Below are 22704 nucleotides of genomic sequence, written 5' to 3' on the forward strand. Positions count from 1 at the left end.
GCCACGGCCGCCGTGCTGCTGATCGGTCTGTTCAATTTCAGCAACCTGCCGGTGCGCCTGCAAGCCGACCATCTCACCGTGGTGGGCGAACGCCAGCGCCTGCAATTGGACGACGGCTCCCAAGTACTGCTCAACACCAATTCGGCGTTTTCCAGCACCGTGCAGGGCCATCAGCGCATCGCCCGCCTCTACCAGGGCGAAGCTTTTTTCGACATCCCGCCAAGCCACGGCCTGCCCCTGCAAATCGACGCCGGCCCGGTACGCGCCAGCGTGCGCGACACGGCCTTCGCCGTGCGCTACCTCAATGGCGAGGCGCAAGTGCAAGTGCAGCGCGGTGATGTGGACCTGAGCAACACCCTCAACGATGCCCGTGTGCGCCTCAGCGCCGGGGAAAGCATCCGCATCGGCCCCAAGGGCTTCGGCCCACCGGCCAAGCTGGATGCCGACAAGGACCTGGCCTGGGTGCAGGGCCGGCTAGTTTTCGAAAACTGCCCGATGAGCGAAGTGCTCGCCGAGTTGCGCCGCTATTACCCAGGATGGATCGTCAACACCAACGACAGGCTCGCCAGCGTCACCGTCACCGGTAATTACCGCCTCGACCAGCCGCTGGACGTGGTGCGCTCCCTGGCGCACATCACCTCGGCCAGGCTTTCGGAATTCCCGGCGCTGGTGATCCTGAACTAAATGAGAATAATTTTTACTCGATAGGCCCCGGTGGTACGTCTCGTCTTAGCCAATGCAACTGATTCCTATTTGGTTCGGTTCGCAACTATAAAGATTCGTACCCCGGAGCGCTCTCGATGTCCTCTCGTTTCAACCACCGGTCTTCTTCGCCCGTGTTGTCCTTGCTGACCGCCGCCATTCTGCTGGCCGGCGTGCCGGTGATGACCGCCAGCGCCGCCGAACCTGCAACGCGCAGCCACGGCAATTACACCTTCAGCATTGAACAGCAACCGTTGGTTTCGGCGCTCAATGCCTTTACCTCGGTGACCGGCTGGCAAGTCGGCCTGCCGGCAGAGCTGGGCCAGGGTGTGTCGTCGCCTGGCGCGCACGGCCCGCTGTCGCCGGAAAAAGCCCTGGATCGGCTGTTGGTGGGGACCAACCTGAGCTATCGCAAACTGGGCAGTAACAACATCGTGCTGGAAAAACGTGCGGCCGGCAGCACCCTCAACCTGCAACAGGTGACCATCAGCGCCACCCGCAACGAGCAGGACGTGACCCGCGTGCCAAGCACGGTCAGCGTGTATGAGCGTGAAGCACTGGACCGCCAGAACGTGAATAACATTCGCGAACTGGTGCGCTACGAGCCTGGCGTATCGGTGGGCGGTGCCGGCAGCCGCTCGGGCAATGCGGGCTACAACATTCGCGGTATCGACGGCGACCGCATCCTCACCCAGGTGGATGGCGTGGAGGTGCCGAATAACTTCTTCAACGGTCCCTACGCCAAGACGCGTCGCAACTACGTCGACCCGGAAATCGTCAAGCGCGTGGAGATCCTGCGCGGCCCGGCCTCGGCCCTGTACGGCAGCAACGCCATCGGCGGTGCGGTGAGCTACTTCACCCTCGACCCGGATGACATTATCAAGCCCGGCCAGGATGTCGGCGCCCGCCTCAAGACCGGCTACAGCTCCGCCGACGAGAGCTGGCTCACCTCCGGCACCTTTGCCGGTCGCGTACAGAACGTTGACGGCTTGCTGCACCTGAGCCAGCGCAACGGCCACGAAACCGAATCCTACGACGGCAACAATGCCACCGGCCTGGCCCGCACCGGCGCCAACCCGGAAGACGCACGCACCACCAACATCCTGGCCAAACTGGGTTGGAACTACGGCGATGACAATCGCCTGGGCCTGACCTACGAGAAGTACAAGGATGATCGCGACATCAACCTTAAAAACGCCGTCGGCGGGCCGTTCACCGGGGGACGCGGCTTCAATTTCTATCGTGCCCGTTCGGGCAACGACACCATCACCCGTGAGCGCTTCGGCCTGGAAAACAGCTTCGCGCTTGAGTCGCCGATCGCTGACCGCATCAAGACCAGCCTCAACTACCAGATCGCCAAGACGGACCAGACCACCGCCGAAATCTATCAACCGTCACGCCGCGTATTGCGCACCCGCGAGACACTCTACGAAGAAAAACAGTGGGTCTTCGACGCACAGTTGGACAAGGCCTTCAGCCTGGGCGCAACCGATCATCAAGTCACCTACGGCACCACCCTCAAGCAGCAGAAAGTCACCGGCTCGCGTGAGGGCAGTGCCACTTGCCTGACAGTCGGCAGCGGCTGCACGGCCATCGGCGCCCCCAGTCCATCGGCCAGCGACAGTGTCAAGCGCGCCAGCGATTTCCCGGACCCGACCATCAACACCTACTCGCTGTTTGCCCAGGACCAGATCGCCTGGGACAAGTGGACCTTCCTGCCCAGCGTTCGCTACGACTACACCCAGCTCAAACCCAAGCTGACTGAGGCATTCCTCAACACCGTCGACCCAACGCGGATCTACGATCACAGTAACAGCGAGAAAACCTGGCACCGCGTCACGCCGAAATTCGGCCTAACCTACGCATTGACCGAGCAATACACCTGGTTTGGCCAATATGCGGAAGGCTTCCGCACCCCTTCGGCCAAGGCTTTGTACGGCCGCTTTGAAAACCTCGATCAGGGCTACACCGTCGAGCCCAACCCGAACCTCAAGCCGGAAACCAGCAAGGGCATCGAAACCGGCATTCGCGGCAACTTCGACGCCGGCTCCTTCGACATCGCCGTGTTCTATAACAAATACCGCGACTTTATCGATGAAGACGCGGTGGTTGCCGGCAGTACCATCGAAGCCTTCCAGGCCAAGAACATCAAGCGCGCGACCATCAAGGGCGTGGAAGCCAAAGGGCGCCTGGACCTGGACGCGTTGGGTGCACCGCAAGGGCTCTACACGCAGGGGGCGATCAGCTACGCCCATGGCCGCAATGACGACACCGGCCAGCCGCTCAACAGCGTCAACCCACTCAAGGGCGTGTTCGGCCTGGGGTATGAGCAGGCGCAGTACGGCGCGCTGGTCAGTTGGACGCTGGTCAAAAAACAGAACCGCGTCGACAGCACCACCTTCTTCGCGCCCGACGGCAATTCCAGCAATGGCCCGTTCAAAACCCCAGGCTTCGGCATCGTCGACCTGACCGGTTTCTACAAAGTCACCCAGGACGTGACGCTCAACGGCGGTCTCTACAACCTCACCGACAAGAAGTACTGGAACTGGGACGACGTGCGCAGCTACGACGGTGTCGGCGAAGCCGGCGTGACCTCGCCCGCCAACCTCGACCGCCTGACCCAGCCCGGCCGCAACTTTGCGATCAATGTGATCTGGGACATCTGATAACGCCGCCCGCTTACCCCCGCCGACATTTCATCGGCGGGGTGAGGATTTTTTACTGTGCCGCGTCTTCTTGTTCGTCTAGTTGATAACAGCTCTCTTTACGGGCAACCAGGCGCTTCCCTTCCCAAGGACTTTTCATGACCGTTTCCACAACCACAGAACGCCCAAGCCTGCGCTCCCAGCGCCTGAACCAGATTACAAACGAGCCGCACACCAAGCTGGACGCTTTGGTCAAGGCTCACGCGCCGTTTGAAACCCAGGCCAACTTCGCGCGGTTCGTGGTTGCGCAGTACCTGTTCCAATCGGAACTGGTGAGCCTGTACAACGATGCCGAACTGATCAAGATCGTGCCTGACCTGGCCGAACGCTGCCGCGCCGAGGCCGCCAAGCTTGACCTGAGCGACCTGGATACCGAAGTGCCAGCACCGGTACCCGGCGCGGTGAAAAACCCAAGCAAAGCCGAGGCCCTGGGCTGGCTGTTCGTCTCCGAAGGTTCCAAGCTGGGCGCCGCGTTCCTGATCAAACGCGCCGTGGGCCTGGGCCTGGGCGAAACCTTCGGGGCCCGCCACCTGGGCGAACCGGCCGGCGGTCGCGCCGAGGGCTGGAAGCGTTTTACCCGAACCCTCGACGCTCTGGAATTCAGCGCCGAAGAAGAAGCCGCCGTGGAAAAAGGCGCGGTCGATGCGTTTGTGCGCTTCACCGTGTTGCTGGAACAGGCGTACGCTAGCGCACCTGAACTGGCCTGACCCCCCAAATTGAAATGCAATTTAAGTGTGGGAGGGGCGGTGCGACGATTCGACTTGCTCCCTCCCACACTTACATCATTTCAAGCTGATTTTTTTTTCATACTTTGCAAATACCCATGACTGGCAAAACCCAATCTCCCTCAAAAATCGCCCAGCTCCTCTTCGGCCTGCTGGCCTACGTCAGCCTGGGCATCGGGCTGGTGGCGATTGTCATACCGGGGTTACCCACCACCGAATTCATCCTGCTGGCCGCCTGGGCCGCCACTAAAAGCTCGCCCCGCCTGAGCGCCTGGCTGGAAAACCATCGCCTGTTCGGACCGATCCTGTACAACTGGCGCAACGGCCGGATCATCGCGCGCCGGGCCAAAATCAGCGCGACGGTGAGCATGGTGCTGTGCGCGATGTTGATGCTGGTGATGCTCGACCACGGCTGGCCGATCTACCTGGCCATTGCCGGGATGGGCCTGGGCAACCTGTGGATCTGGTCGCGCCCCGAGCGATTCGTAGCGCCCATCTGAACCCTCGGTTGCCGTAAGCCTGCTCACCCATAAAGCGGGACGCGGGGGGTTACCGACCTGTCCAGGCCTGAACAAACTGCGCCAGATCTTCTTTCGGCGCCGTGCGCGGTGGGTTCTGCGGCGTGCCCAGGTAAAGGAAGCCAATCACCTCTTCATCCGCCGTCAGCCCCAGGCCTTGGGCGACATGGGCTGAATAAGACAACTCACCGGTGCGCCACACCGCGCCAATCCCCTGGGCGTACGCCGCCAGCAAAATACCGTGGGCCGCACAGGCAGCGGCCAGCAGTTGCTCGGACTTGGGCACCTTGAAGTGCTCCTGCAAATGCGCAATCACCACCACCACCAACGGTGCGCGCAAGGGGCCGTTCTGGGCCTTGTCGATGACGGCTTGCGGGGCGTCGGCGTCCTGCAGGCGCGCGGCCTCGGCCAGTAGCGTGCCCATCTGCTCGCGGGCGGCGCCTTCCACGGTGAGGAAACGCCAAGGCCGCAACTGGCCGTGGTCGGGCGCCCGCATGGCGGCGGCGAACAGCACGTCGCGCTGCGCCTGGGTCGGTGCCGGCTCCAGCAAGCGCGGCACGGAAACACGGTTGAGCAAAGCGTCGAGAGCCTGCATTGGCCACCTCCAGAAAAAAATGTGCGGTCATTCTAGCGGGAATGAATCGGCTACCACCAAACGATAATTGCTCTTATTCATTCCCCCCGGCCCTGTTAGACTTTGCGACCGCATTTTTCGCCTTGGTCCAGGAAACTCGATGTTCCGTTCGCTTTTTCGCCTGTCCGTCGCCTGCATGGCCTTGAGCTTGACTGCGTGCGACGACGCCCCAAGGTTTGCCAAGGCCGAGCCGGGCGAAGCACGCGCGGGCGGCGCGGCGACGGTGAACAAGCGTGACCAGAACGCGTTTTCCTTGCCGTCGGCCAACCTGCCGCCAACGCGCCGCGTGGATTTCAGCGTCGGCAACAGCTTCTTTCGCAGCCCCTGGGTAATCGCGCCGTCCACCACCACCGCGCGTGATGGCCTGGGCCCGTTGTTCAACACCAACGCCTGCCAGAACTGCCATATCAAGGACGGTCGCGGCCATCCGCCGCTGCCCGACGCGGCCAATGCCGTGTCGATGCTGGTGCGCCTGTCGATTCCCCTGTCCAGCCAGGAGCAGCCGGCCTACGCCAAGCTCATCGAGCAGGCCGGTGTCGTGCCGGAGCCGGTCTATGGCGGGCAATTGCAGGACATGGCGGTGCCGGGCGTCGCGCCGGAAGGCAAGGTGCGCGTCGACTACACGCCGGTGAATGTCACCTTCAAGGACGGCAGCGTCGTCGAACTGCGCAAGCCCAGCCTGCAGATCACCCAGCTCGGCTACGGCCCGATGCACCCCGATACACGTTTTCGGCGCGCATCGCCCCGCCGATGATCGGCCTGGGCCTGCTCGAAGCCATCAGCGATGCGGATGTGCTGCGTAACACCGACGCGAAAACCGCTGATAAAGAAGCCCTCGTCGGCCGCGCCAATTGGGTCTGGGACGACGCTCAACAAAAAACCGTCCTCGGGCGATTCGGCTGGAAAGCCGGGCAACCCAACCTCAATCAACAAAATGTTCACGCGTTTTCTGGTGATATGGGCCTCACCACCTCCCTGAGACCCTTCGATGACTGCACCGACACCCAAGTGGCCTGCAAGCAGGCGCCTAACGGCAATGGCCCCGACGGCGAGCCGGAAGTCAGCGATAACATCCTGCGCCTGGTGCTGTTCTACACCCGCAACCTCGCCGTGCCCATGCGCCGCGACGTCGACAGCCCGCAGGTGCTGGCCGGCAAGAACCTGTTCTACCAAGCCGGTTGCCAGGGCTGCCATAAACCGACATTCACCACGGCGGCAAGCGCTGCCGAACCTGAACTGGCCAACCAGGTGATCCGCCCCTACAGCGACCTGCTGCTGCACGACATGGGCCCAGGCCTTGCCGACGACCGCAGCGAATTCAAGGCCGGTGGCCGCGACTGGCGCACCGCGCCGTTGTGGGGCATCGGCCTGACGCAAACCGTGAGTGGCCATACCCAGTTTCTGCATGACGGCCGCGCGCGCAACCTGCTGGAAGCCGTGCTCTGGCACGGCGGTGAGGCACAAGCGGCGCAACAGCATGTGTTGTCCTTCAATGCCGAGCAGCGCGCTGCGTTGCTGGCGTTCCTGAATTCTTTATAAGCTTCGCCCCACTTACACAAGGGAGCTCGACATGTTCCGTCCCAAGTTGTTGTTCACCAGCCTGGCCGCCCTCGCCCTCGGCGCCTGCTCGCCACAAGACCCACAAGCCGTGACCTCGGCGGCAATCGCCAAACAAGTGATCCTGCCGACCTACAGCCGCTGGGTCGAAGCCGACCGCCAACTCGCCGTCAGCGCCTTGGCCTACTGCCAGGGCAAGGAAAACCTGGACACCGCCCGCGCCGACTTCCTCCACGCGCAAAAAGCCTGGGCCGAGCTGCAACCGCTGCTGATCGGCCCGCTGGCCGAAGGCAACCGTTCCTGGCAGGTGCAGTTCTGGCCGGACAAGAAGAACCTGGTAGGTCGCCAGGTCGAGCAACTGGTCGAAACCCAGCCGCAGATCGACGGCGCCGCCCTAGCCAAGTCCAGCGTGGTGGTGCAAGGCCTATCGGCCTACGAATATATCCTCTATGACGCCAAGACCGACCTGGCCGACGACGCGCAGAAAGCCCGTTATTGCCCACTGCTGGTGGCGATCGGCGAGCGTCAGAAAGCCCTGGCCGAAGAGATCCTGGCCAGCTGGAACAGCACCGACGGCATGCTTGCGCAGATGACCAAGTTTCCGAACCAGCGCTACGCCGATTCCCACGAGGCCATCGCCGATCTGCTGCGCGTACAGGTGACGGCATTGGACACCCTGAAGAAAAAACTCGGCACGCCGATGGGCCGCCAGACCAAGGGCATCCCGCAGCCGTTCCAGGCCGATGCGTGGCGCAGCCAGTCATCCTTGCAGAGCCTGGAGGTCAGCCTCAGCGCCGCCCGGACCGTGTGGGTGGGCGTCGACAACAAGGGCCTGCGTGGCCTGTTGCCGGCGGATCAGAAGCCATTGGCCGACAAGATCGACGCCGCCTACGCCGCGTCCCTGAAACTGTTCGCCAGCAACCAGCGCACCCTCAACGAACTGTTGAACGATGACGCCGGGCGCCAGCAACTCAATGACCTTTACGACAGCCTCAACGTGGTTCACCGCCTGCACGAAGGCGAATTGGCCAAGGCGCTGGGCATCCAACTGGGCTTTAACGCCAACGACGGTGACTGATGATGCTCAGGCGACAGGCTTTGGCCATTGGCAGCGTGCTGCTCAGTGCACTCACATTGGGTGGCTGGACGCTGTTCAAGCAAAAAGACAAAGGCCCGCTGCTGCTGTCGGCACGGGATGATGCGCACGGCAAGCACTACGCCGTGGGTTATCAGCTGGACGGCAAGCAAGTGTTCGCCACCCAGGTCGGCCAACGTTGCCACGACATCATCAACCACCCGACGCAGCCGATTGCACTGTTTGTCGCCCGTCGCCCGGGCACCGAGAGCTACCTGATCGACCTACGTAATGGCGCCTTGCTGCAGACCCTCACCTCGAACGTCAATCGCCACTTCTATGGCCATGCGGTCATCCACAAGAGCGGCGACTGGCTGTACGCCACCGAGAACGACACGTCCGACCCCGGCCGCGGCCTGCTCGGTGTGTATAAGTTCGAAGGCGAGCGGCTGGTGCACAGCGGCGAGCTTTCCACCCACGGCATCGGACCGCACCAGGTGTCATGGATGCCCGACGGCGAAACCCTGGTGGTGGCCAACGGAGGCATTCGCACCGAAGCCGAAAGCCGCGTGGAAATGAACCTCAACGCCATGGAACCGAGCCTGGTGTTGATGCAGCGCGACGGCACCCTGATCAGCAAGGAAACGCTCAGCCAGCCAATGAACAGCGTGCGCCATATGGGCATCGCCAGCGACGGCACCATCCTGACCGGTCAGCAATTCATGGGGCCGTCCCAGGAGCGTTCCGAGCTGCTGGCGATCAAGCGGCCGGGGCAACCGTTCGTGGCGTTCCCGGTGGCTGATGAGCAGTTGCAGGCGATGGGGCACTACACCGCCAGCGTCGCCGTGCACAGTGAACTGCGCCTTGTAGCGCTGACGGCCCCACGGGGCAACCGCTTCTTTATCTGGGACATGGACAGCGGCGAACTGAGCCTGGATGGACCGTTACCCGATTGCGCGGGCGTCGGTGCGGTGGCCAATGGGTTTGTCGTCACCTCGGGCCAGGGCCGTTGTCGGTTCTACGATTGCCGCCAGCAACCGTTGGTAGCCACACCGTTGGCCTTGCCGGCGGGACTCTGGGATAACCACCTGCATCTGATTTAAACAAAATGGCGCCTGCCCCCGCGCTGATCGACAAGCAAAAAAAAAGGGCCTCGCATCGCAAGGCCCGTTTCGGGTGGTTTCAGTCGTTTCAACTCTGCGGCCTCATTCCTTGAGACAGGCCAAACATGAACAGCAGCAGATCGTGATCAGGCTTGGCCGCCACACTCGCCTTGGCAACGCGCGGCAGCAAACATTGCGCGCCGTCCTGCGTTGCACTGAGTACCTGCGTGCGAGGCTGTTCCCACGCGGCCAGGGCCAGGGCTGCAACACCCAACGCCCCCACCAGGAACACACCTCGTGCTATTTCTAGCTTCATTTGGTTAAACCCTTGATAGCGCTGCCAAACGCCGTCTCATAAAAGTAGCTGAGTTTTTGCCAGTCGCTATCGTTCCACGACGAATGGCGGCGCAGTTGCCGCATATCATGGGACGCCGCCCGATGAGCGGTCAGGCGCTGGCGACACTTCTCGAAATCCAGCAGCGCCACTTCCACATTGGCCGCGTCGCCCTCGCCGGTTACCCGCACAAAAATGTGCTTGATATACAGGCAACCGTGCTGCCAGCGCCCCTTATGCATACGCGCCAGGGTAGAGGCCAATTCCTTGAGGACACGCTCGTGCACCCACTCGCCGTAGCGTTCACGGCCACCGCCGGCGTACCAGTGTTCAATTTCTTCGAAACCATCGAGTGACGCAGTCACCAGCAAGGCCTTCCACTGGTGTTCGGCATCGCGCCGCGCTTCGCAGAACACCAGCTCAGGCACGCGCACATCCAACAGGCGCAGGCCCTTCAGGGCATCTCGCTCGCGCAGCACGGTGGGACGGCCGAACGGGTGCAGCCAACTGCGATAGATATGGCCGGTCTGGCGCTTGCTGTAGAGCAGGCGGCCGTTGGCGCTCGTTACGCGCTGCACACCACTCTCACCGCCGCGTCGACGGTTGGGTTCCTCGACCCATTCGCCTTGCTGGCGCCAGAAATAGTCAAAGCGTTCCTCTGGAGCTACGTGACTGCCTGCTACGCACTCAACTGCCATCCTCTTACCTCTTGCGTAATACGTACACCCGCCACATGGCGTAGAACGGTATGAAGTCCAGGGATTCCTGAACACGGAAACCGGCTTCCTCGAATTCTGCTTCGACGGTAGCAGCCGGTAACACAAACCGGTTTTGGTAACTTTCCTGCTCACCTTTTTTGCGACGCTGGCCTTCCAGGCGCTTGCGTTTCCACGCTTTGAAATTGCCGTCGACCCACAGCGAAACGATCACGCTGTCGCGGGTAACTCGCTGAAACTCGCGCAATATCGCCATTCGGTGCGCCGGATCACCAATGTGGTGCAGCAGGCGCATACAAAAAATGCTGTCGACCGAGTTATCGGGCAAATTGATATCAAAGGCAGATGTCTGCAAGGGCCGTACCCGTTTCACCACCTCCGCCGGCTGGGCGACAGTCGCGACTTTCAACATCGAAGCCGAATTGTCGGCACCGATGATCACGCGGTTGGGTTTCTCAGCCAACAGCGGCCAGAAACGCCCGGCACCACACGGCAAGTCCAGCACCAAGCCCGGCTCACCGGCCATCGCCAGGGCGCCACGGGCCAATTGTTCATCACGTTTATGGGACAAGCGACGCGCCAGACTGTCCTGATGCTTGAGCAAATATTCCCGGGCGTGTTCGTCGTCGTACTTTTCGGAAAATTCGAGCTTGATGGGGTTAGGCATCACTGATCTCCAGTTACTGATGCCTACAACCTTAAGCAGCGCACTGTGATCAACAGGTCAACCGTGTGTGAAAAACTTGTCCTGTCCAATCCCATACATTTCAAGACTTTACAAGCACAAACAGCAGCATGGGGCCATCTTCGCCGAATTGCGGGCAGGTCTGGCAGGATAGCGGCAGAGGGCAAGGTCAGGCCTTGTCCGGCCCCAGTTCGACGTGGAAGCGGCAGCCGTTGGGCTCCATGGTGCTAAGACTGACGCTCCAGCCCTGGTTCTCGCAGATACGCTGCACCAGCGACAAACCGAGCCCCAGTCCATCCCCGCGTTTTTCACTGCCGCGCACGAACGGCTCGAACATCGCTTCGCGCTTCTCTTCGGGAATACCCACGCCGCTGTCCTCGACCACGAACCCGCAGGGCTCCAGGGTCAGCCGGATAAAACCGTGCTCGGTGTAGTGCGAGGCGTTGCGCAGCAGGTTGCCCATAACCGCGTGCAGAAAGGTGGTGTTGTAGCGCGTGTCCAGTGGCTGGCCCGGCTGGTAGATCAGCTCAAGGCCCTTGTGCTCGATTGGCTCACGCCAGATGCCGAGCAAGTCCTCAGCCACCTGGATGAGGGTCACCTGGGGCGACATCGATGCATCGTTATGCTGAGCGCGGGCCAGCATCAGGAAGGTCTGCACCAGCTCGCGCATCTCTTCGCAGGCACGGGCAATGCGCTGCACCTGGTTACGCCCGCGCTGGTCGATGGCCGGGTTTTCCAGCAACAGCTCACAGGAGCTGGCCAGCACCATCAACGGCGTGCGCAATTCGTGGCTCACATCGCTGGTAAACAACTGCTCGCGAGACAAGGCCGCGCGCAGCCGCCCCAATGTGGCGTCGAACGCCACCGCCAGCTCACCCACTTCATCGGCCGCATAGTCCGGCGCCAGGGGCGGCGCCAGGCCCAGCAACTGGTCGCGGTGACGCACCTGGCGGGCCAGGCGGACCACCGGCGCCATCACCTTGCGCGCCAGCACCCAGCCGAGGAACACCGCCAGTGCCAGGCTGAGCACGAAGCCCACCAGCACCACGGCGAACAGCACGCGCTCACGCTCTTCGAAATCGCTCTGGTCCTGCAACAGCACATAGCGCCGGCCGTCGACGACTTCGACCATGGCGTGGTACGACAGTGATTCGCGGAACACTTCGTGAAAACCTGGTTCCAGGTGGCGCAGGTCCTTGGGCAGTTCGAAATCACCCGGTCCGCCGCTGAAATAGAACAACTGGTCCGGCTCGGGTCGGTGGCGCCAGTCTTCGACCGTGTCCATCAGCAGCAAGCGTTGCAAATCACCGCCCAGGCCCGCCGAGATCAACTTTTCTTCCACCAGGTGCACGGTCGCGATAATGCCCATGGCGAAGGCCCCCGCCACCAACGCACTCATCAAGGCAAAGGCAATGATGATCCGCTGGGAAAGGCTTTGCTTAAACTCCATCACGCCCCTCGGCCAGGCGATAACCAACGCCGTGCACTGTCTGCAGTAACGGTTTGGCGAAGGGCTTGTCGATGACTTGGCGCAACTGGTGGACGTGGCTGCGCAGGCTGTCGCTGTCCGGGCAATCGTCGCCCCACAGCGCCTCTTCAAGGATTTCGCGGCGCAGCACGTGAGGACTTTTTTGCATCAGCACCGCCAGCAGCTTGAGGCCGACCGGGTTGAGCTTGAGCAGGCGCCCTTCGCGGGTGACTTCCAGGGTGTCGAGGTCATAGCTCAAATCGCCCACCTGCAAGGCGCGGCGGCCGCGCCCTGGGCACGGCGCAGCACGGCTTCGATACGCGCGGCCAGTTCCGACAGGGCAAACGGTTTGAGCAGGTAATCGTCGGCGCCGGACTTGAAGCCCTGCAGCCGGTCGTCCAATTGGTCGCGGGCGGTGAGCATGATCACTGGCGTGTCGCGGCGGGCGTCCTCGCGCAGGCGCTTGCACAGGGTGTAGCCATCGATACCGGGCAGCATGATGTCGAGCACGATCAAGTCGTAATGCTCGGTGGCCGCCAGGTGCAGGCCCGACAAACCGTCCTGCGCACAGTCCACGGTGTAGCCTTTGAGCCCCAGGTAATCCGCCAGGTTGGCCAGAATATCGCGGTTGTCTTCAACCAATAAAATTCGCATGGGCAGTGTCTCCGTACGCGGTAACGGCCGTGTTGGCTCGCGCAGCTTAAGGCCAAGCGGGGCTCAGGGATAGAGCCGGAAGGTGCGTTGATAAGGGTTTTCAACCGATTCAACCGCTCAACGAGTTTTTCACTATAGCTTCACAAACTGACTACAGTGTCAGGGCGAATATCGCCGCCCATTGATATAAGGAACATGGACATGGGGCTTTTCAAATCGGCGCCAATGCGCTATCTGCAGTTGATCACCGGTGCCTGGCTGGTGGTTTTCCTGCTCACTCGCAGCGTGCTGCTCATTACTCACCTGGACGAAGTCGGCGGCAACCTGCTGCCGGTGTTTGGTGTGGGTGTGCTCTATGATCTGGGTTTCCTGGCCTACGCGGCGCTGCCGCTGGGACTGTACTTATTGCTCTGTCCTCCGGGCCTGTGGCGCCGCCGTGGACACCGCTGGTTCCTGCAGGCGGTGTTGACCGTGAGCCTTTTCGCCATGCTGTTCACCGCGGTCGCCGAATGGCTGTTCTGGGACGAGTTCGGCGTGCGCTTCAACTTTATTGCCGTCGATTACCTGGTGTATTCCGACGAGGTGCTGAACAACCTGCTGGAGTCCTACCCGATCGGCAAGCTGCTGAGCCTGCTGGCGATGCTGGCCATTGTGCTGAGCCTGGCGCTGCGCAAACCGTTCAACGCGGCGATGAACGCTCCGCTGCCGGCCCTGAGCGGCCGCGTGTTGAACGCCGTGGCGCTGCTGGTCGTCGCCGGCCTCAGCCTGCAATTGATCAGCCAGGACAGCCCGCGCACCCAGGGCGGCAACGCCTACAAGAACGAGCTGGCGAGTAACGGCCCCTATCAGTTTTTCGCCGCGTTCCGTAACAACGAGCTGGACTACCCCCAGTTCTACAAAACCTTGCCAACCGACGTGGTCGCCCAGCAATTGCGCGCCGAACTCAGCGAACCCAACGCCCGCTTCATCGGCCAGGACCCGCTGGATATCCGGCGCGAGATCAGCAACCCCGGCACCTTGCGCAAACCCAACATCGTGCTGGTGACCATCGAAAGCTTCAGCGCCAAGTACATGGGCAGCAATGGCGATGGGCGCAACCTCACGCCTAACCTGGATGAGCTGCGCAAACAAAGCCTGTATTTCAATAATTTCTACGCCACCGGCACCCGTACCGATCGTGGCCTTGAGGCCATCACCCTGGCGATCCCTCCGACGCCGGGGCGCTCGATCGTCAAGCGCATTGGTCGCGAGAGCGGGTTCGCGAGCCTCGGACAACAACTCTCCGCCATCGGCTACGACAGCGTGTTCGTCTACGGCGGGCGCGGTTACTTCGACAATATGAACGCGTTTTTCAGCGGCAACGGTTACCGGGTCGTGGACCAGAGCAGCGTGCCCGAAGCGGAAATTTCGTTTAAAAACGCCTGGGGCATGGCCGATGAAGATCTCTACAAACAGACCCTCAAGCTCGCCGACGCCGACTACGCCAGGCAGCAGCCGTTTTTGCTGCAACTGATGACCACCTCCAACCATCGTCCCTATACCTACCCGGATGGGCGCATCGACATCAAATCCGGCAATGGTCGCGACGGCGCGGTGAAATACACCGACCACGCCATCGGCGAATTCCTCGCCGCTGCGCGCAAGAAACCATGGTTCGATAACACGATCTTTGTGTTCGTCGCCGACCACACCGCCGGCAGCGCGGGCAAGGAAGACCTGCCCATCACCAACTATCAGATCCCCTTGTTCATCTACGCGCCAACGCTGATCGATGCCCGGGAAACCGCGCAATTGGCCAGCCAGATCGACATTGCGCCGACGCTGTTGGGCCTGATCAACCTGAGCTACGAGTCGACCTTCTTTGGCCGCAACCTGCTGCAGGACAACCCTCTTCCGCCTCGGGTCGTGGTCGGCAACTACCAGCATCTGGGGTTGTTCGACGGCAAGGACCTGGCGATTCTCAGCCCACGCCTGGGCCTGCGTCGCCATGACCAGGCCCTGGGTGAGAGCCAGGAGTTGCGGGTGAACAGCGATGATCCATTAATCCAGCGCGCGATCACCTACTACCAGGCCGCCAGCTATGGGTTCAAACAACAATTGCTGAGCTGGAGGGGGCACAAGGACGAGGCCCCAGCGCTGAGCACACGCTAAACAGAGCGTTCCGTACAGGTGAGTGCGGGACGTCTTCGATCAAGGTCCGCCATGCCATCCCATCCCGTTGCGCCGGCTTCCAAGCCGCTTGATTTTCGGTTGTACCTGGGCATTCCCGCCGCCGCCGCGCTGGCATTGCTGTTGTTGGAGCTGACCCCGCTGGACATGGCCCTCGCCAAACGGTTCTACAACGCGGCGGAGGGCGGCTTCGTCGGTCGCTACAGCTTCTTGCTCGAAGACATCCTGCATGACCGCGCCAAGCAGTTGGTGATCCTGTTTTCGGTCATGGCAATCCTGGGGTTTGTCGGCACATTTATCCTGCAACGCCTCAAGCCCTACCGCCGCGAACTGGGCTGCCTGGTGCTGTCCCTTGGACTGGCGACCGCCTTTGTTTCACCGTTGAAAACCCTGACCGGCGTGCAGTGCCCGTGGAGCCTCAAGGAGTTCGGTGGCGAGGAAACCTACAGCACACTGTTGAGCCATCGCCCAGCCACCGATAAACCCGGGCGCTGCTGGCCCGGCGGCCACGCGGCAACCGGGTTCGCCCTGTTCGCGCTGTTTTTTGCACTGCGTGACCGCAAGCCGCGGATGGCCCGCTACGCATTCATCTTCGCCGCCGGCTTGGGCAGCATCTTTTCAGTGAGCCGCATGCTGCAAGGGGCGCACTTCTTTTCCCACAATGTGTGGACGGCAATTTTTTGCTGGCTGATCTGCCTGGGCCTGTATGGTGTGTTGCTGTATCGGCCATCGAGGCCCTTGGCGCCGCGCTGAACCTCAGACAGCGCGCACAAAAAAGCCCCGCCTGCATCACTGCGGGCGGGGCTTTTTCAGTACAGGGGTAAGGCTGGCTTACATCATGCCGCCCATGCCACCCATGCCGCCCATGTCTGGCATACCGCCGCCAGCCGAGCCTTCAGCCTTCGGCTTGTCAGCGATGGCAGCTTCGGTGGTCAGGATCAGACCGCCGATGGAGGCTGCTGCCTGCAGCGCCGAACGGGTCACCTTGGTAGGGTCCAGGATGCCCATTTCGATCATGTCGCCGTAGACGCCAGTCGCAGCGTTGTAACCGTAGTTACCCTTGCCATTCTTGACTTCGTTGACCACAACGCTTGGCTCGTCGCCGGAGTTGGCAGCGATCTGGCGCAGCGGTGCTTCAACGGCGCGACGCAGTACAGCGATACCGACGTTCTGGTCTGCGTTGTCGCCGGTCAGACCGGTGAGGGCTTCCAGAGCACGGATCAGCGCAACGCCACCGCCAGGTACCACGCCTTCTTCGACGGCTGCGCGGGTTGCGTGCAGGGCGTCTTCAACGCGGGCTTTCTTCTCTTTCATTTCAACTTCGGAACCGGCGCCAACCTTGATCACTGCAACGCCGCCGGACAGCTTGGCCAGACGCTCTTGCAGTTTTTCACGGTCGTAGTCCGAGGAAGTCTCGGCAACCTGGGCACGGATCTGGTTGATGCGTGACTGGATGTCGCCTTCAACGCCAGCACCGTCAACGATGATGGTGTTTTCCTTGGAGATGGTCACGCGCTTGGCGCTACCCAGGTTTTCCAGGGTGGCGCTTTCCAGGCTCAGGCCGATCTCTTCGGAGATAACGGTACCGCCGGTCAATACGGCGATGTCCTGCAGCATGGCCTTGCGACGGTCGCCGAAGCCCGGAGCCTTGACGGCTGCGACTTTGACGATGCCACGCATGTTGTTCACAACCAGCGTTGCCAGGGCTTCGCCTTCAACGTCTTCGGAGATGATCAGCAGTGGACGGCCGGCTTTGGCCACGGCTTCCAGCACTGGCAGCATTTCGCGGATGTTGGAGATCTTTTTGTCAACCAGCAGGATCAGCGGGCTGTCCAGCTCGGCAACCATGGTTTCTGGTTTGTTGACGAAGTACGGGGACAGGTAGCCACGGTCGAATTGCATACCTTCTACAACCGACAGTTCGTTTTCCAGGCCCGAACCTTCTTCAACGGTAATCACGCCTTCTTTACCGACTTTTTCCATGGCTTCGGCAATGATGTCGCCGATGGAGCTGTCGGAGTTGGCGGAGATGGTACCTACCTGGGCGATAGCCTTGGTGTCAGCGCATGGCTTGGACAGGTTTTTCAGCTCGGCGACGATGGCGATGGTTGCCTTGTCGATGCCGCGTTTGAGGTCCATCGGGTTCATGCCGGCAGCGACGGCCTTGTAGCCTTCGTTGACGATGGCCTGAGCCAGAACGGTGGCGGTGGTGGTGCCGTCGCCTGCGTCATCGTTGGCACGGGAGGCAACGTCTTTGACCAGCTGCGCGCCCATGTTCTCGAAACGGTCTTCCAGTTCGATTTCTTTGGCGACGGAAACGCCGTCCTTGGTGATGGTCGGAGCGCCGAAGCTCTTCTCGATGATCACGTTACGACCTTTCGGGCCCAGGGTCGCTTTTACTGCGTCAGCCAGGATGTTGACACCGGTGAGCATTTTCTTGCGGGCGGAATCGCCGAATTTAACTTCTTTAGCAGCCATGATCGATATTCCTTAAATACTTTGTAGTAACGGGAAAATGAGCGGGGAAATCAGTCTTCCAGTACGGCGAGAATTTCATTCTCAGCCATGACCAGCAGGTCTTCGCCGTCGACTTTCACAGTGTTGCTGCCGGAGTAAGGGCCGAAAACAACCTTGTCACCCACTTTCACGGCCAGTGCGCGGACATCACCGTTTTCCAGGGTCTTGCCTGGGCCCGCAGCGACGATCACACCGTGGTTGGCTTTTTCAGCAGCCGAACCTGGCAGAACGATGCCGCCAGCGGTTTTCTTTTCTTCTTCGCTGCGACGGATGACGACGCGGTCGTGCAGAGGACGAAGCTTGCTCATTGTCGATCTCTCCTAATTGTGTTTTTCATCGGCCGGTATCAATTCCGGCGGGTTAAATTCCGGCGGTGCCGGTCGCGGTTCGCTTGGCGAAACGCGGAAGTCTGTCTAGTGTCACCACCAGAAACCTTGCGGTGACCGATACATAAGGGCGCATAAGCTGATTACAAGGGGGCGCAGATGAAATTTTTTGTGTCTGTGGCCGGGAAAATGCAACACGGCACCCGAAGGTGTCGTGCCAATGAAGCGGTTATTTGCTGTCGCGGTGTTCGAACTCGCCTTCGATCACATCGCCTTCACGCCCCAACGGCTGGCGTGGAGCCGGGCCGCCACGGGGTTGCAGGTCGTCGGCGAACGCACGCTGGCGCAGCGCCGCCTCTTCGGCGCGCTGGCGCATCTTGCCGGCCAGCAGTTTGCGGGTGAACGGCAGCAACAGAAACAGTCCGACCACGTCGCTGACAAAACCCGGCAGGATCAATAGGCCACCGGCCAGGGCCATCATCAGGCCTTCAAGCATGGTCTGGGCCGGCAGTTCGCCGCGGTTCAGGCTTTCACGGGCACGCAGCGCCGTGGCCAGACCGGCTACGCGCAGCACCAGGACGCCGAGCATCGAGCCCAGGATGATCAGCAACAGGGCCGGGAAAAACCCGATCGCGCTGCTGACTTGAACGAATACGAACAGCTCCAGCACCGGGAACAGCAGAAAGAGCAATAAAAAAGGGCGCATCAAATGGTTCCTCAACGCAAGAATGCCTTGCCAGTACACACTAGATGACGCCGCCCCTGCCTGAATTCAAGCTGAAGCCGGTTCTTTTTTCGGCCAGGCCTCGGCATGGGCCAGTGAAACCAGGGCTTCGCGCACTTGTGTCGGAGTGTTGCAAGGCTCGGCAAACGGCAACCAGCGCAGCGCCTGGCCGATGCGCAGATGCATGCCCTCGCTGTCGATGCCGGCCAGTTGTGCCGGCTCGCTGGCAGATAGCCCCGCCAGGTCGACGTAATGAGCGATGGCCTGGGCATGATCACTGTTCATGTGTTCGACCATGCTGCGCTCGGCCTTGCCGAAGAACGGGTTGGCCAGGGTCAACTGATCGACCCAGTGAATCGCCCCGAACCCGCCTATGTAACGGTGACGGACCGGCTTGAGCACCCAGAAGTCGAAATCATGGGCCTTGTGATAGTTGGCCGAATCGGGGAAGTAGCGGTAATAACGCTCGGCGGCCGCCTCGATGGCGACGGCGTCCGCCAGCTTCTCGGCTTCGGCCAGATAGGTCAGGCGCCCGACGGCCTGCACATCATCCGCCTCGCGCTCCCCTACCAACAGCGAGCACTTGGGATCCTGCTGCAGGTTGTGGGTGTGCTGGGCGATGCGGCTGATCAGGATCAGCGGGCGGCCCTGCTCGTCCAGGCAATACGGTACGACCGAGCCGAAGGGAAAGCCGGGCATGGCCTTGGATAATGTGGAGAGAGCCCCACGGTATTCCTTGAGCAACAGCTCTCGGGCGTTCCTGGCAACCTGTGCGCTCAACGTTTGACTCCTCGGGTAATGGCCCACCCACAGTCTATGGGAATGGATCTCAACTCAAGGTAATCAATATACGCGCCGGTTGCCAGAAGGTCTGTGTTACCAGGCGACACCGAAGCCTGCGGTGTAGCGGGTCTTGCTCAAGCTGCTTTCGGAGTCGCCGCTGATCACGTCGCGCTCGGCCTTGAGGTTGAGCGATGCCCACTCGGTGACCTTGTAGCGCAGGCCGACTTCCGCATCCAGAGAGTAATCGGCGGGTGCATCGATAGGCTTGCCCAATTCGCCGTTGGTGAAGAACTCGACGGTCTTGCCCACCAGGTAGCGGTTGTAGTTCCACTTCATGGCCAGCGAATAGAAGTTGTCCTTGCCGCCGTCGGCATATTCGTAATCGGTGCGGTTGACCAGCGAGCCCAGGGAGAACGCGCCCAGTTCATCGTCCCAGAACTGGTAGCCCGGGCCGGTACCCACGGTGCGTTGGCGCGCGAGGTCTTCTACCTTGTCGCGCTTGTAGGTCAAGCGACCTTGCCAGAACCAGTGTTCAGTGATGAAGCGGTCGAGGTCGTATTCCAGCGCCCAGTTGTCGGTGGTGGTCACATCGTCCTGGAATTCGCGGTTGTATTCACCCTGACCGGTATGACGCCATTGGCCATGGCGAGCAGTGGTCTTGAAGTCGATGTCGTAGTCGTTGGTGTCTTTCTCGGCACGTTTGTAGTCCAGTGCCATGTCGACATTGCCCTTCCACACCAGGTCTTCGATCACGGGCTTGGGCTTGATGATCTGCTGGATGCTCGCCAGGTCGACGGTCTTGGGCGCCTCGCCGTTGGCCAGCACTACCTTGCCGTCATCCGCCGCTTGCAGGGATTTGGCCTTTTCACCGGTGTAGGCGTCTTGCTTGACCAGCAGTTCCTGGTCGCTTTCCAGGGTTTTGACCTGCTTCCAGTCCACCGGGACAGCGCCGGCGTAATCGGTCTGAATCAGCAGTTTGCCGCCGTCGAAGACCTTGATCTTGCCGGTCAGGCGGTCACCGTTCTTCAACCAGACAGTGTCTGCGAGCAAGGGCGTTGAGGCGCTGAAAACAGCAAGGCACAGCAGGGTTCTGGACAACATAAGCGGATTCGAGGCTCGGAGTTGGCGAAAAGAGGGCATTATCGTGTTAGATAATGGCTTAGCAAGCACTGACTCAAGGATCCGGAATGAGTTCAATGCTCAGCGCGATGTTTACAGACGTTTCTTACAAGAATGCCGACGATTTCAACGGATAGCCTCACAGTGAACGACCCTGCCGAAAACCCCGCCGAAATGCGCCGCACCGCGCTGTACCTGACCTTGGCGCAAGTGCCCGAAGGCTGCGTGGTGAGTTACGGCGAGCTGGCGCAACTGGCGGGGCTGGGCCGCGCGGCGCGCTGGGTGGGACGGACCTTGAGCCAGCTCCCCGAAGGCACTCGGTTGCCCTGGCACCGCGTGTTGGGCGCCGGCGGTCGGATAAGCCTGCCGGTGGGCAGTGCCTCGGGCGACGAACAACGCGCGCGTTTGCGCGCTGAAGGCATTACGGTCCGCAATAATCGCGTGGATATTCAGCGCCATGGCTGGCGCCCGGTAGAGCACAGCGGTTAGAGTGCGCGCTTTGTTTCCGCAAACCTGAGGCAGACTCCAGCCCATGCCCCGTAAAACCTGGCGCGCGCGCTCGCTGCCTATGCCAGCCCCTCGACGTTAGTTCTGTTGTTGCTCGGCTTTGCCGCCGGCTTGCCTTACATGTTGGTGTTCTCGACGCTTTCGGTGTGGCTGCGGGAGGCCGGTGTGGCCCGCGAGACCATCGGCTATGCGAGCCTGATCGGTTTGGCGTATGCGTTCAAATGGGTCTGGTCGCCGCTGCTCGACCAATGGCGCCTGCCGCTGCTGGGCAAACTCGGACGCCGTCGTTCCTGGCTGGTGCTGTCCCAGTCGCTGGTGATCCTCGGGTTGATCGGCATGGGCTTCTGCGACCCGCAGAAACACTTGTCCTGGCTGATCGCCATTGCCGTCATCGTCGCCTTCGCGTCCGCCACTCAGGACATCGCGGTCGACGCCTATCGCCTGGAAATCGCCGACGACAGCCGCCAGGCCGCCCTGGCCGCCAGCTATATGTCCGGTTATCGCATCGCCGCCCTGCTGGCCACGGCCGGTGCTCTGTTCTTTGCCGAAGGCTTCGGTTCCACCGGTTTCAACTATAAGCACGCGGCGTGGACCGGCACCTATGTGCTGTTCGGCGTGCTGATGGTCCCGGCGCTGCTCACCACGCTGTTCATGCGCGAACCGAACGTGCCGCTGCGTACCCAATTGCAGGCCGGGCGCTACAGTTTCGTGCATCAGCTGGTGTCGGTGTTTGTGCTGATCGTATTGCTGGTGTCGGTTCCGGCGATGTTTACCCAGCTGTTCAATACCGATTTCGCCAGCGTGCTGTTCCAGGGCGTCAGCCTGTGGGACCTGCTGATGGAAGACCGTGCGTTCCTGCGTGCCATCCTCTATATCACGCTGACGGCGTTGTGCCTGTCGGCCATGGGCCGCCGCGGGCTGGCACCGGTGCTGACGCCAGTCAATGACTTCATCCTGCGCTACCGCTGGCAGGCGTTGCTGCTGCTGGGGCTGATCGCCACCTATCGCATGTCCGACACCGTGATGGGCGTGATGGCCAACGTGTTCTACATCGACCAGGGTTTTACCAAGGATCAGATTGCCGGGGTCAGCAAGATCTTCGGCCTGATCATGACCCTGCTCGGCGCCGGCATGGGCGGTCTGCTGATCGTGCGTTTCGGCATCCTGCCGATCCTGTTTATCGGCGGCGTGACCTCGGCCGCCACCAACCTGCTGTTCGTGATGCTCGCCGACCGGGGGCCGGACCTGCAGATGCTGATCTTCACCATCTCACTGGATAACTTCAGTTCGGGCCTGGCGACGTCGGCCTTTGTGGCCTACCTGTCGAGCCTGACCAACCTCAAGTTCTCCGCCACCCAATACGCACTGCTCAGCTCGATCATGCTGTTGCTGCCGCGCCTGATCGGCGGGTATTCGGGGGTGATGGTGGAGAAGTTCGGCTACCACAACTTCTTCCTGATCACTTGCGTACTGGGAGTGCCGACGCTGCTGCTGATTGCGTTGCACTGGTATCAGGAGAACCGGCGGATTCGGTTGAATCCGCCCGCCGAAGACTGATTTTTTGGGGCCCTTTAAAAGCCAGACCGCGGCGCCCCCATCGCGAGCAAGCTCTGCTCCCACAGACAGCCCTACATTCTGATGCCTGTACGGCGGCAGTTTGCGCCCGTACAATCCCAAGTCATT

19 protein-coding genes and 3 pseudogenes are annotated in these 22704 nt (G+C 61.3%); 11 read left to right on the top strand and 11 right to left on the bottom strand.

Translation table 11 applies throughout. The features are described 5' to 3' along the window. The 4 genes from JWR98_RS23340 to JWR98_RS23355 all read left to right on the top strand — a co-directional run. Nucleotides 1–684 (top strand): FecR family protein (locus JWR98_RS23340; protein ID WP_205491319.1); only part of this gene is annotated, 684 nt, incomplete at its 5' end. Nucleotides 685–800: 116 nt separating this feature from the next. After that, nucleotides 801–3368, top strand: a complete 2568-nt coding sequence (locus tag JWR98_RS23345) for a TonB-dependent receptor (protein WP_078734508.1) — start codon at nucleotides 801–803, stop codon at nucleotides 3366–3368. Nucleotides 3369–3505: 137 nt separating this feature from the next. Next, a complete protein-coding gene (locus JWR98_RS23350) occupies nucleotides 3506–4114 on the top strand; it encodes a biliverdin-producing heme oxygenase (protein WP_078734509.1) in 609 nt (202 codons plus the stop codon). A 116-nt stretch (nucleotides 4115–4230) separates the two neighbouring features. After that, nucleotides 4231–4632 carry a YbaN family protein gene (locus JWR98_RS23355; RefSeq protein ID WP_078734510.1) on the top strand — a complete coding sequence of 134 codons (402 nt, stop codon included), beginning with the start codon at nucleotides 4231–4233 and terminating at the stop codon, nucleotides 4630–4632. 49 nt (nucleotides 4633–4681) lie between these two features. Here JWR98_RS23355 and JWR98_RS23360 read toward each other — a convergent pair whose 3' ends face one another. Next, the gene (locus JWR98_RS23360; RefSeq protein ID WP_205491320.1) at nucleotides 4682–5245 is read right to left on the bottom strand and encodes an NAD(P)H nitroreductase; all 564 of its coding nucleotides are present in this window, start codon (nucleotides 5243–5245) and stop codon (nucleotides 4682–4684) included. A gap of 139 nt (nucleotides 5246–5384) precedes the next feature. On the opposite strand from JWR98_RS23360, the pseudogene JWR98_RS23365 reads away from it, so the two are divergent. The 3 genes and pseudogenes from JWR98_RS23365 (at nucleotide 5385) to JWR98_RS23375 (ending at nucleotide 9019) form a co-directional block, all read left to right on the top strand. After that, nucleotides 5385–6823: pseudogene (locus JWR98_RS23365) on the top strand (di-heme oxidoreductase family protein). 31 nt (nucleotides 6824–6854) lie between these two features. Continuing rightward, nucleotides 6855–7919, top strand: a complete 1065-nt coding sequence (locus JWR98_RS23370) for an imelysin family protein (RefSeq protein ID WP_078734513.1) — start codon at nucleotides 6855–6857, stop codon at nucleotides 7917–7919. Nucleotides 7920–7921: 2 nt separating this feature from the next. Continuing rightward, the gene (locus tag JWR98_RS23375; RefSeq protein WP_205491348.1) at nucleotides 7922–9019 is read left to right on the top strand and encodes a DUF1513 domain-containing protein; all 1098 of its coding nucleotides are present in this window, start codon (nucleotides 7922–7924) and stop codon (nucleotides 9017–9019) included. A gap of 88 nt (nucleotides 9020–9107) precedes the next feature. On the opposite strand, the gene JWR98_RS23380 is transcribed toward JWR98_RS23375, so the two are convergent. The 5 genes and pseudogenes from JWR98_RS23380 to colR form a co-directional block, all read right to left on the bottom strand. Next, nucleotides 9108–9335, bottom strand: a complete 228-nt coding sequence (locus JWR98_RS23380) for a hypothetical protein (RefSeq protein ID WP_078734514.1) — start codon at nucleotides 9333–9335, stop codon at nucleotides 9108–9110. After that, nucleotides 9332–10051: a lipopolysaccharide kinase InaA family protein gene (locus JWR98_RS23385; RefSeq protein ID WP_078734515.1), complete on the bottom strand. Its 720-nt coding sequence runs from the start codon at nucleotides 10049–10051 to the stop codon at nucleotides 9332–9334. The genes JWR98_RS23380 and JWR98_RS23385 overlap by 4 nt, the downstream gene beginning before the upstream one ends. A gap of 4 nt (nucleotides 10052–10055) precedes the next feature. Then, the gene (locus JWR98_RS23390) at nucleotides 10056–10736 is read right to left on the bottom strand and encodes a class I SAM-dependent methyltransferase (RefSeq protein ID WP_078734516.1); all 681 of its coding nucleotides are present in this window, start codon (nucleotides 10734–10736) and stop codon (nucleotides 10056–10058) included. 187 nt (nucleotides 10737–10923) lie between these two features. Beyond that, a complete protein-coding gene (locus tag JWR98_RS23395; protein ID WP_205491321.1) occupies nucleotides 10924–12204 on the bottom strand; it encodes a sensor histidine kinase in 1281 nt (426 codons plus the stop codon). Continuing rightward, nucleotides 12194–12876, bottom strand: a pseudogene (gene colR, locus JWR98_RS23400) (two-component system response regulator ColR). Before colR ends, JWR98_RS23395 begins: the two are co-directional and overlap by 11 nt. 201 nt (nucleotides 12877–13077) lie before the next feature. Between colR and JWR98_RS23405 the strand changes: the two are divergent. Beyond that, nucleotides 13078–15027 (top strand): LTA synthase family protein, encoded by a 1950-nt coding sequence (locus JWR98_RS23405; protein ID WP_205491322.1) that lies wholly within the window; start codon nucleotides 13078–13080, stop codon nucleotides 15025–15027. A gap of 51 nt (nucleotides 15028–15078) precedes the next feature. Further along, the gene (locus JWR98_RS23410; protein ID WP_205491323.1) at nucleotides 15079–15798 is read left to right on the top strand and encodes a phosphatase PAP2 family protein; all 720 of its coding nucleotides are present in this window, start codon (nucleotides 15079–15081) and stop codon (nucleotides 15796–15798) included. Nucleotides 15799–15876: 78 nt separating this feature from the next. On the opposite strand, the gene groL is transcribed toward JWR98_RS23410, so the two are convergent. The 5 genes from groL to JWR98_RS23435 form a co-directional block, all read right to left on the bottom strand. Further along, nucleotides 15877–17523: a chaperonin GroEL gene (groL, locus tag JWR98_RS23415; protein ID WP_078734520.1), complete on the bottom strand. Its 1647-nt coding sequence runs from the start codon at nucleotides 17521–17523 to the stop codon at nucleotides 15877–15879. A 50-nt stretch (nucleotides 17524–17573) separates the two neighbouring features. Continuing rightward, on the bottom strand, nucleotides 17574–17870 hold the full coding sequence (locus JWR98_RS23420) for a co-chaperone GroES (RefSeq protein ID WP_003175874.1): 297 nt from the start codon (nucleotides 17868–17870) through the stop codon (nucleotides 17574–17576). Nucleotides 17871–18117: 247 nt separating this feature from the next. Beyond that, on the bottom strand, nucleotides 18118–18594 hold the full coding sequence (locus JWR98_RS23425; RefSeq protein WP_003175875.1) for an FxsA family protein: 477 nt from the start codon (nucleotides 18592–18594) through the stop codon (nucleotides 18118–18120). Nucleotides 18595–18660: 66 nt separating this feature from the next. Continuing rightward, nucleotides 18661–19392, bottom strand: coding sequence for a HugZ family pyridoxamine 5'-phosphate oxidase (locus JWR98_RS23430; RefSeq protein ID WP_078734521.1), 732 nt, complete (start codon nucleotides 19390–19392; stop codon nucleotides 18661–18663). Between the two features lie 96 nt (nucleotides 19393–19488). After that, nucleotides 19489–20496, bottom strand: a complete 1008-nt coding sequence (locus tag JWR98_RS23435; RefSeq protein WP_042945227.1) for a DUF481 domain-containing protein — start codon at nucleotides 20494–20496, stop codon at nucleotides 19489–19491. A 132-nt stretch (nucleotides 20497–20628) separates the two neighbouring features. Between JWR98_RS23435 and JWR98_RS23440 the strand changes: the two genes are divergently transcribed. Both JWR98_RS23440 and JWR98_RS23445 read left to right on the top strand, forming a co-directional pair. Then, the gene (locus tag JWR98_RS23440) at nucleotides 20629–21003 is read left to right on the top strand and encodes an MGMT family protein (RefSeq protein WP_003175878.1); all 375 of its coding nucleotides are present in this window, start codon (nucleotides 20629–20631) and stop codon (nucleotides 21001–21003) included. Nucleotides 21004–21046: 43 nt separating this feature from the next. Beyond that, nucleotides 21047–22578, top strand: a pseudogene (locus JWR98_RS23445) (AmpG family muropeptide MFS transporter). Nucleotides 22579–22704: the final 126 nt, after the last annotated feature.

It is taken from the genome of Pseudomonas lactucae (genome assembly GCF_016937615.1).
Classification (GTDB): domain Bacteria; phylum Pseudomonadota; class Gammaproteobacteria; order Pseudomonadales; family Pseudomonadaceae; genus Aquipseudomonas; species Aquipseudomonas lactucae.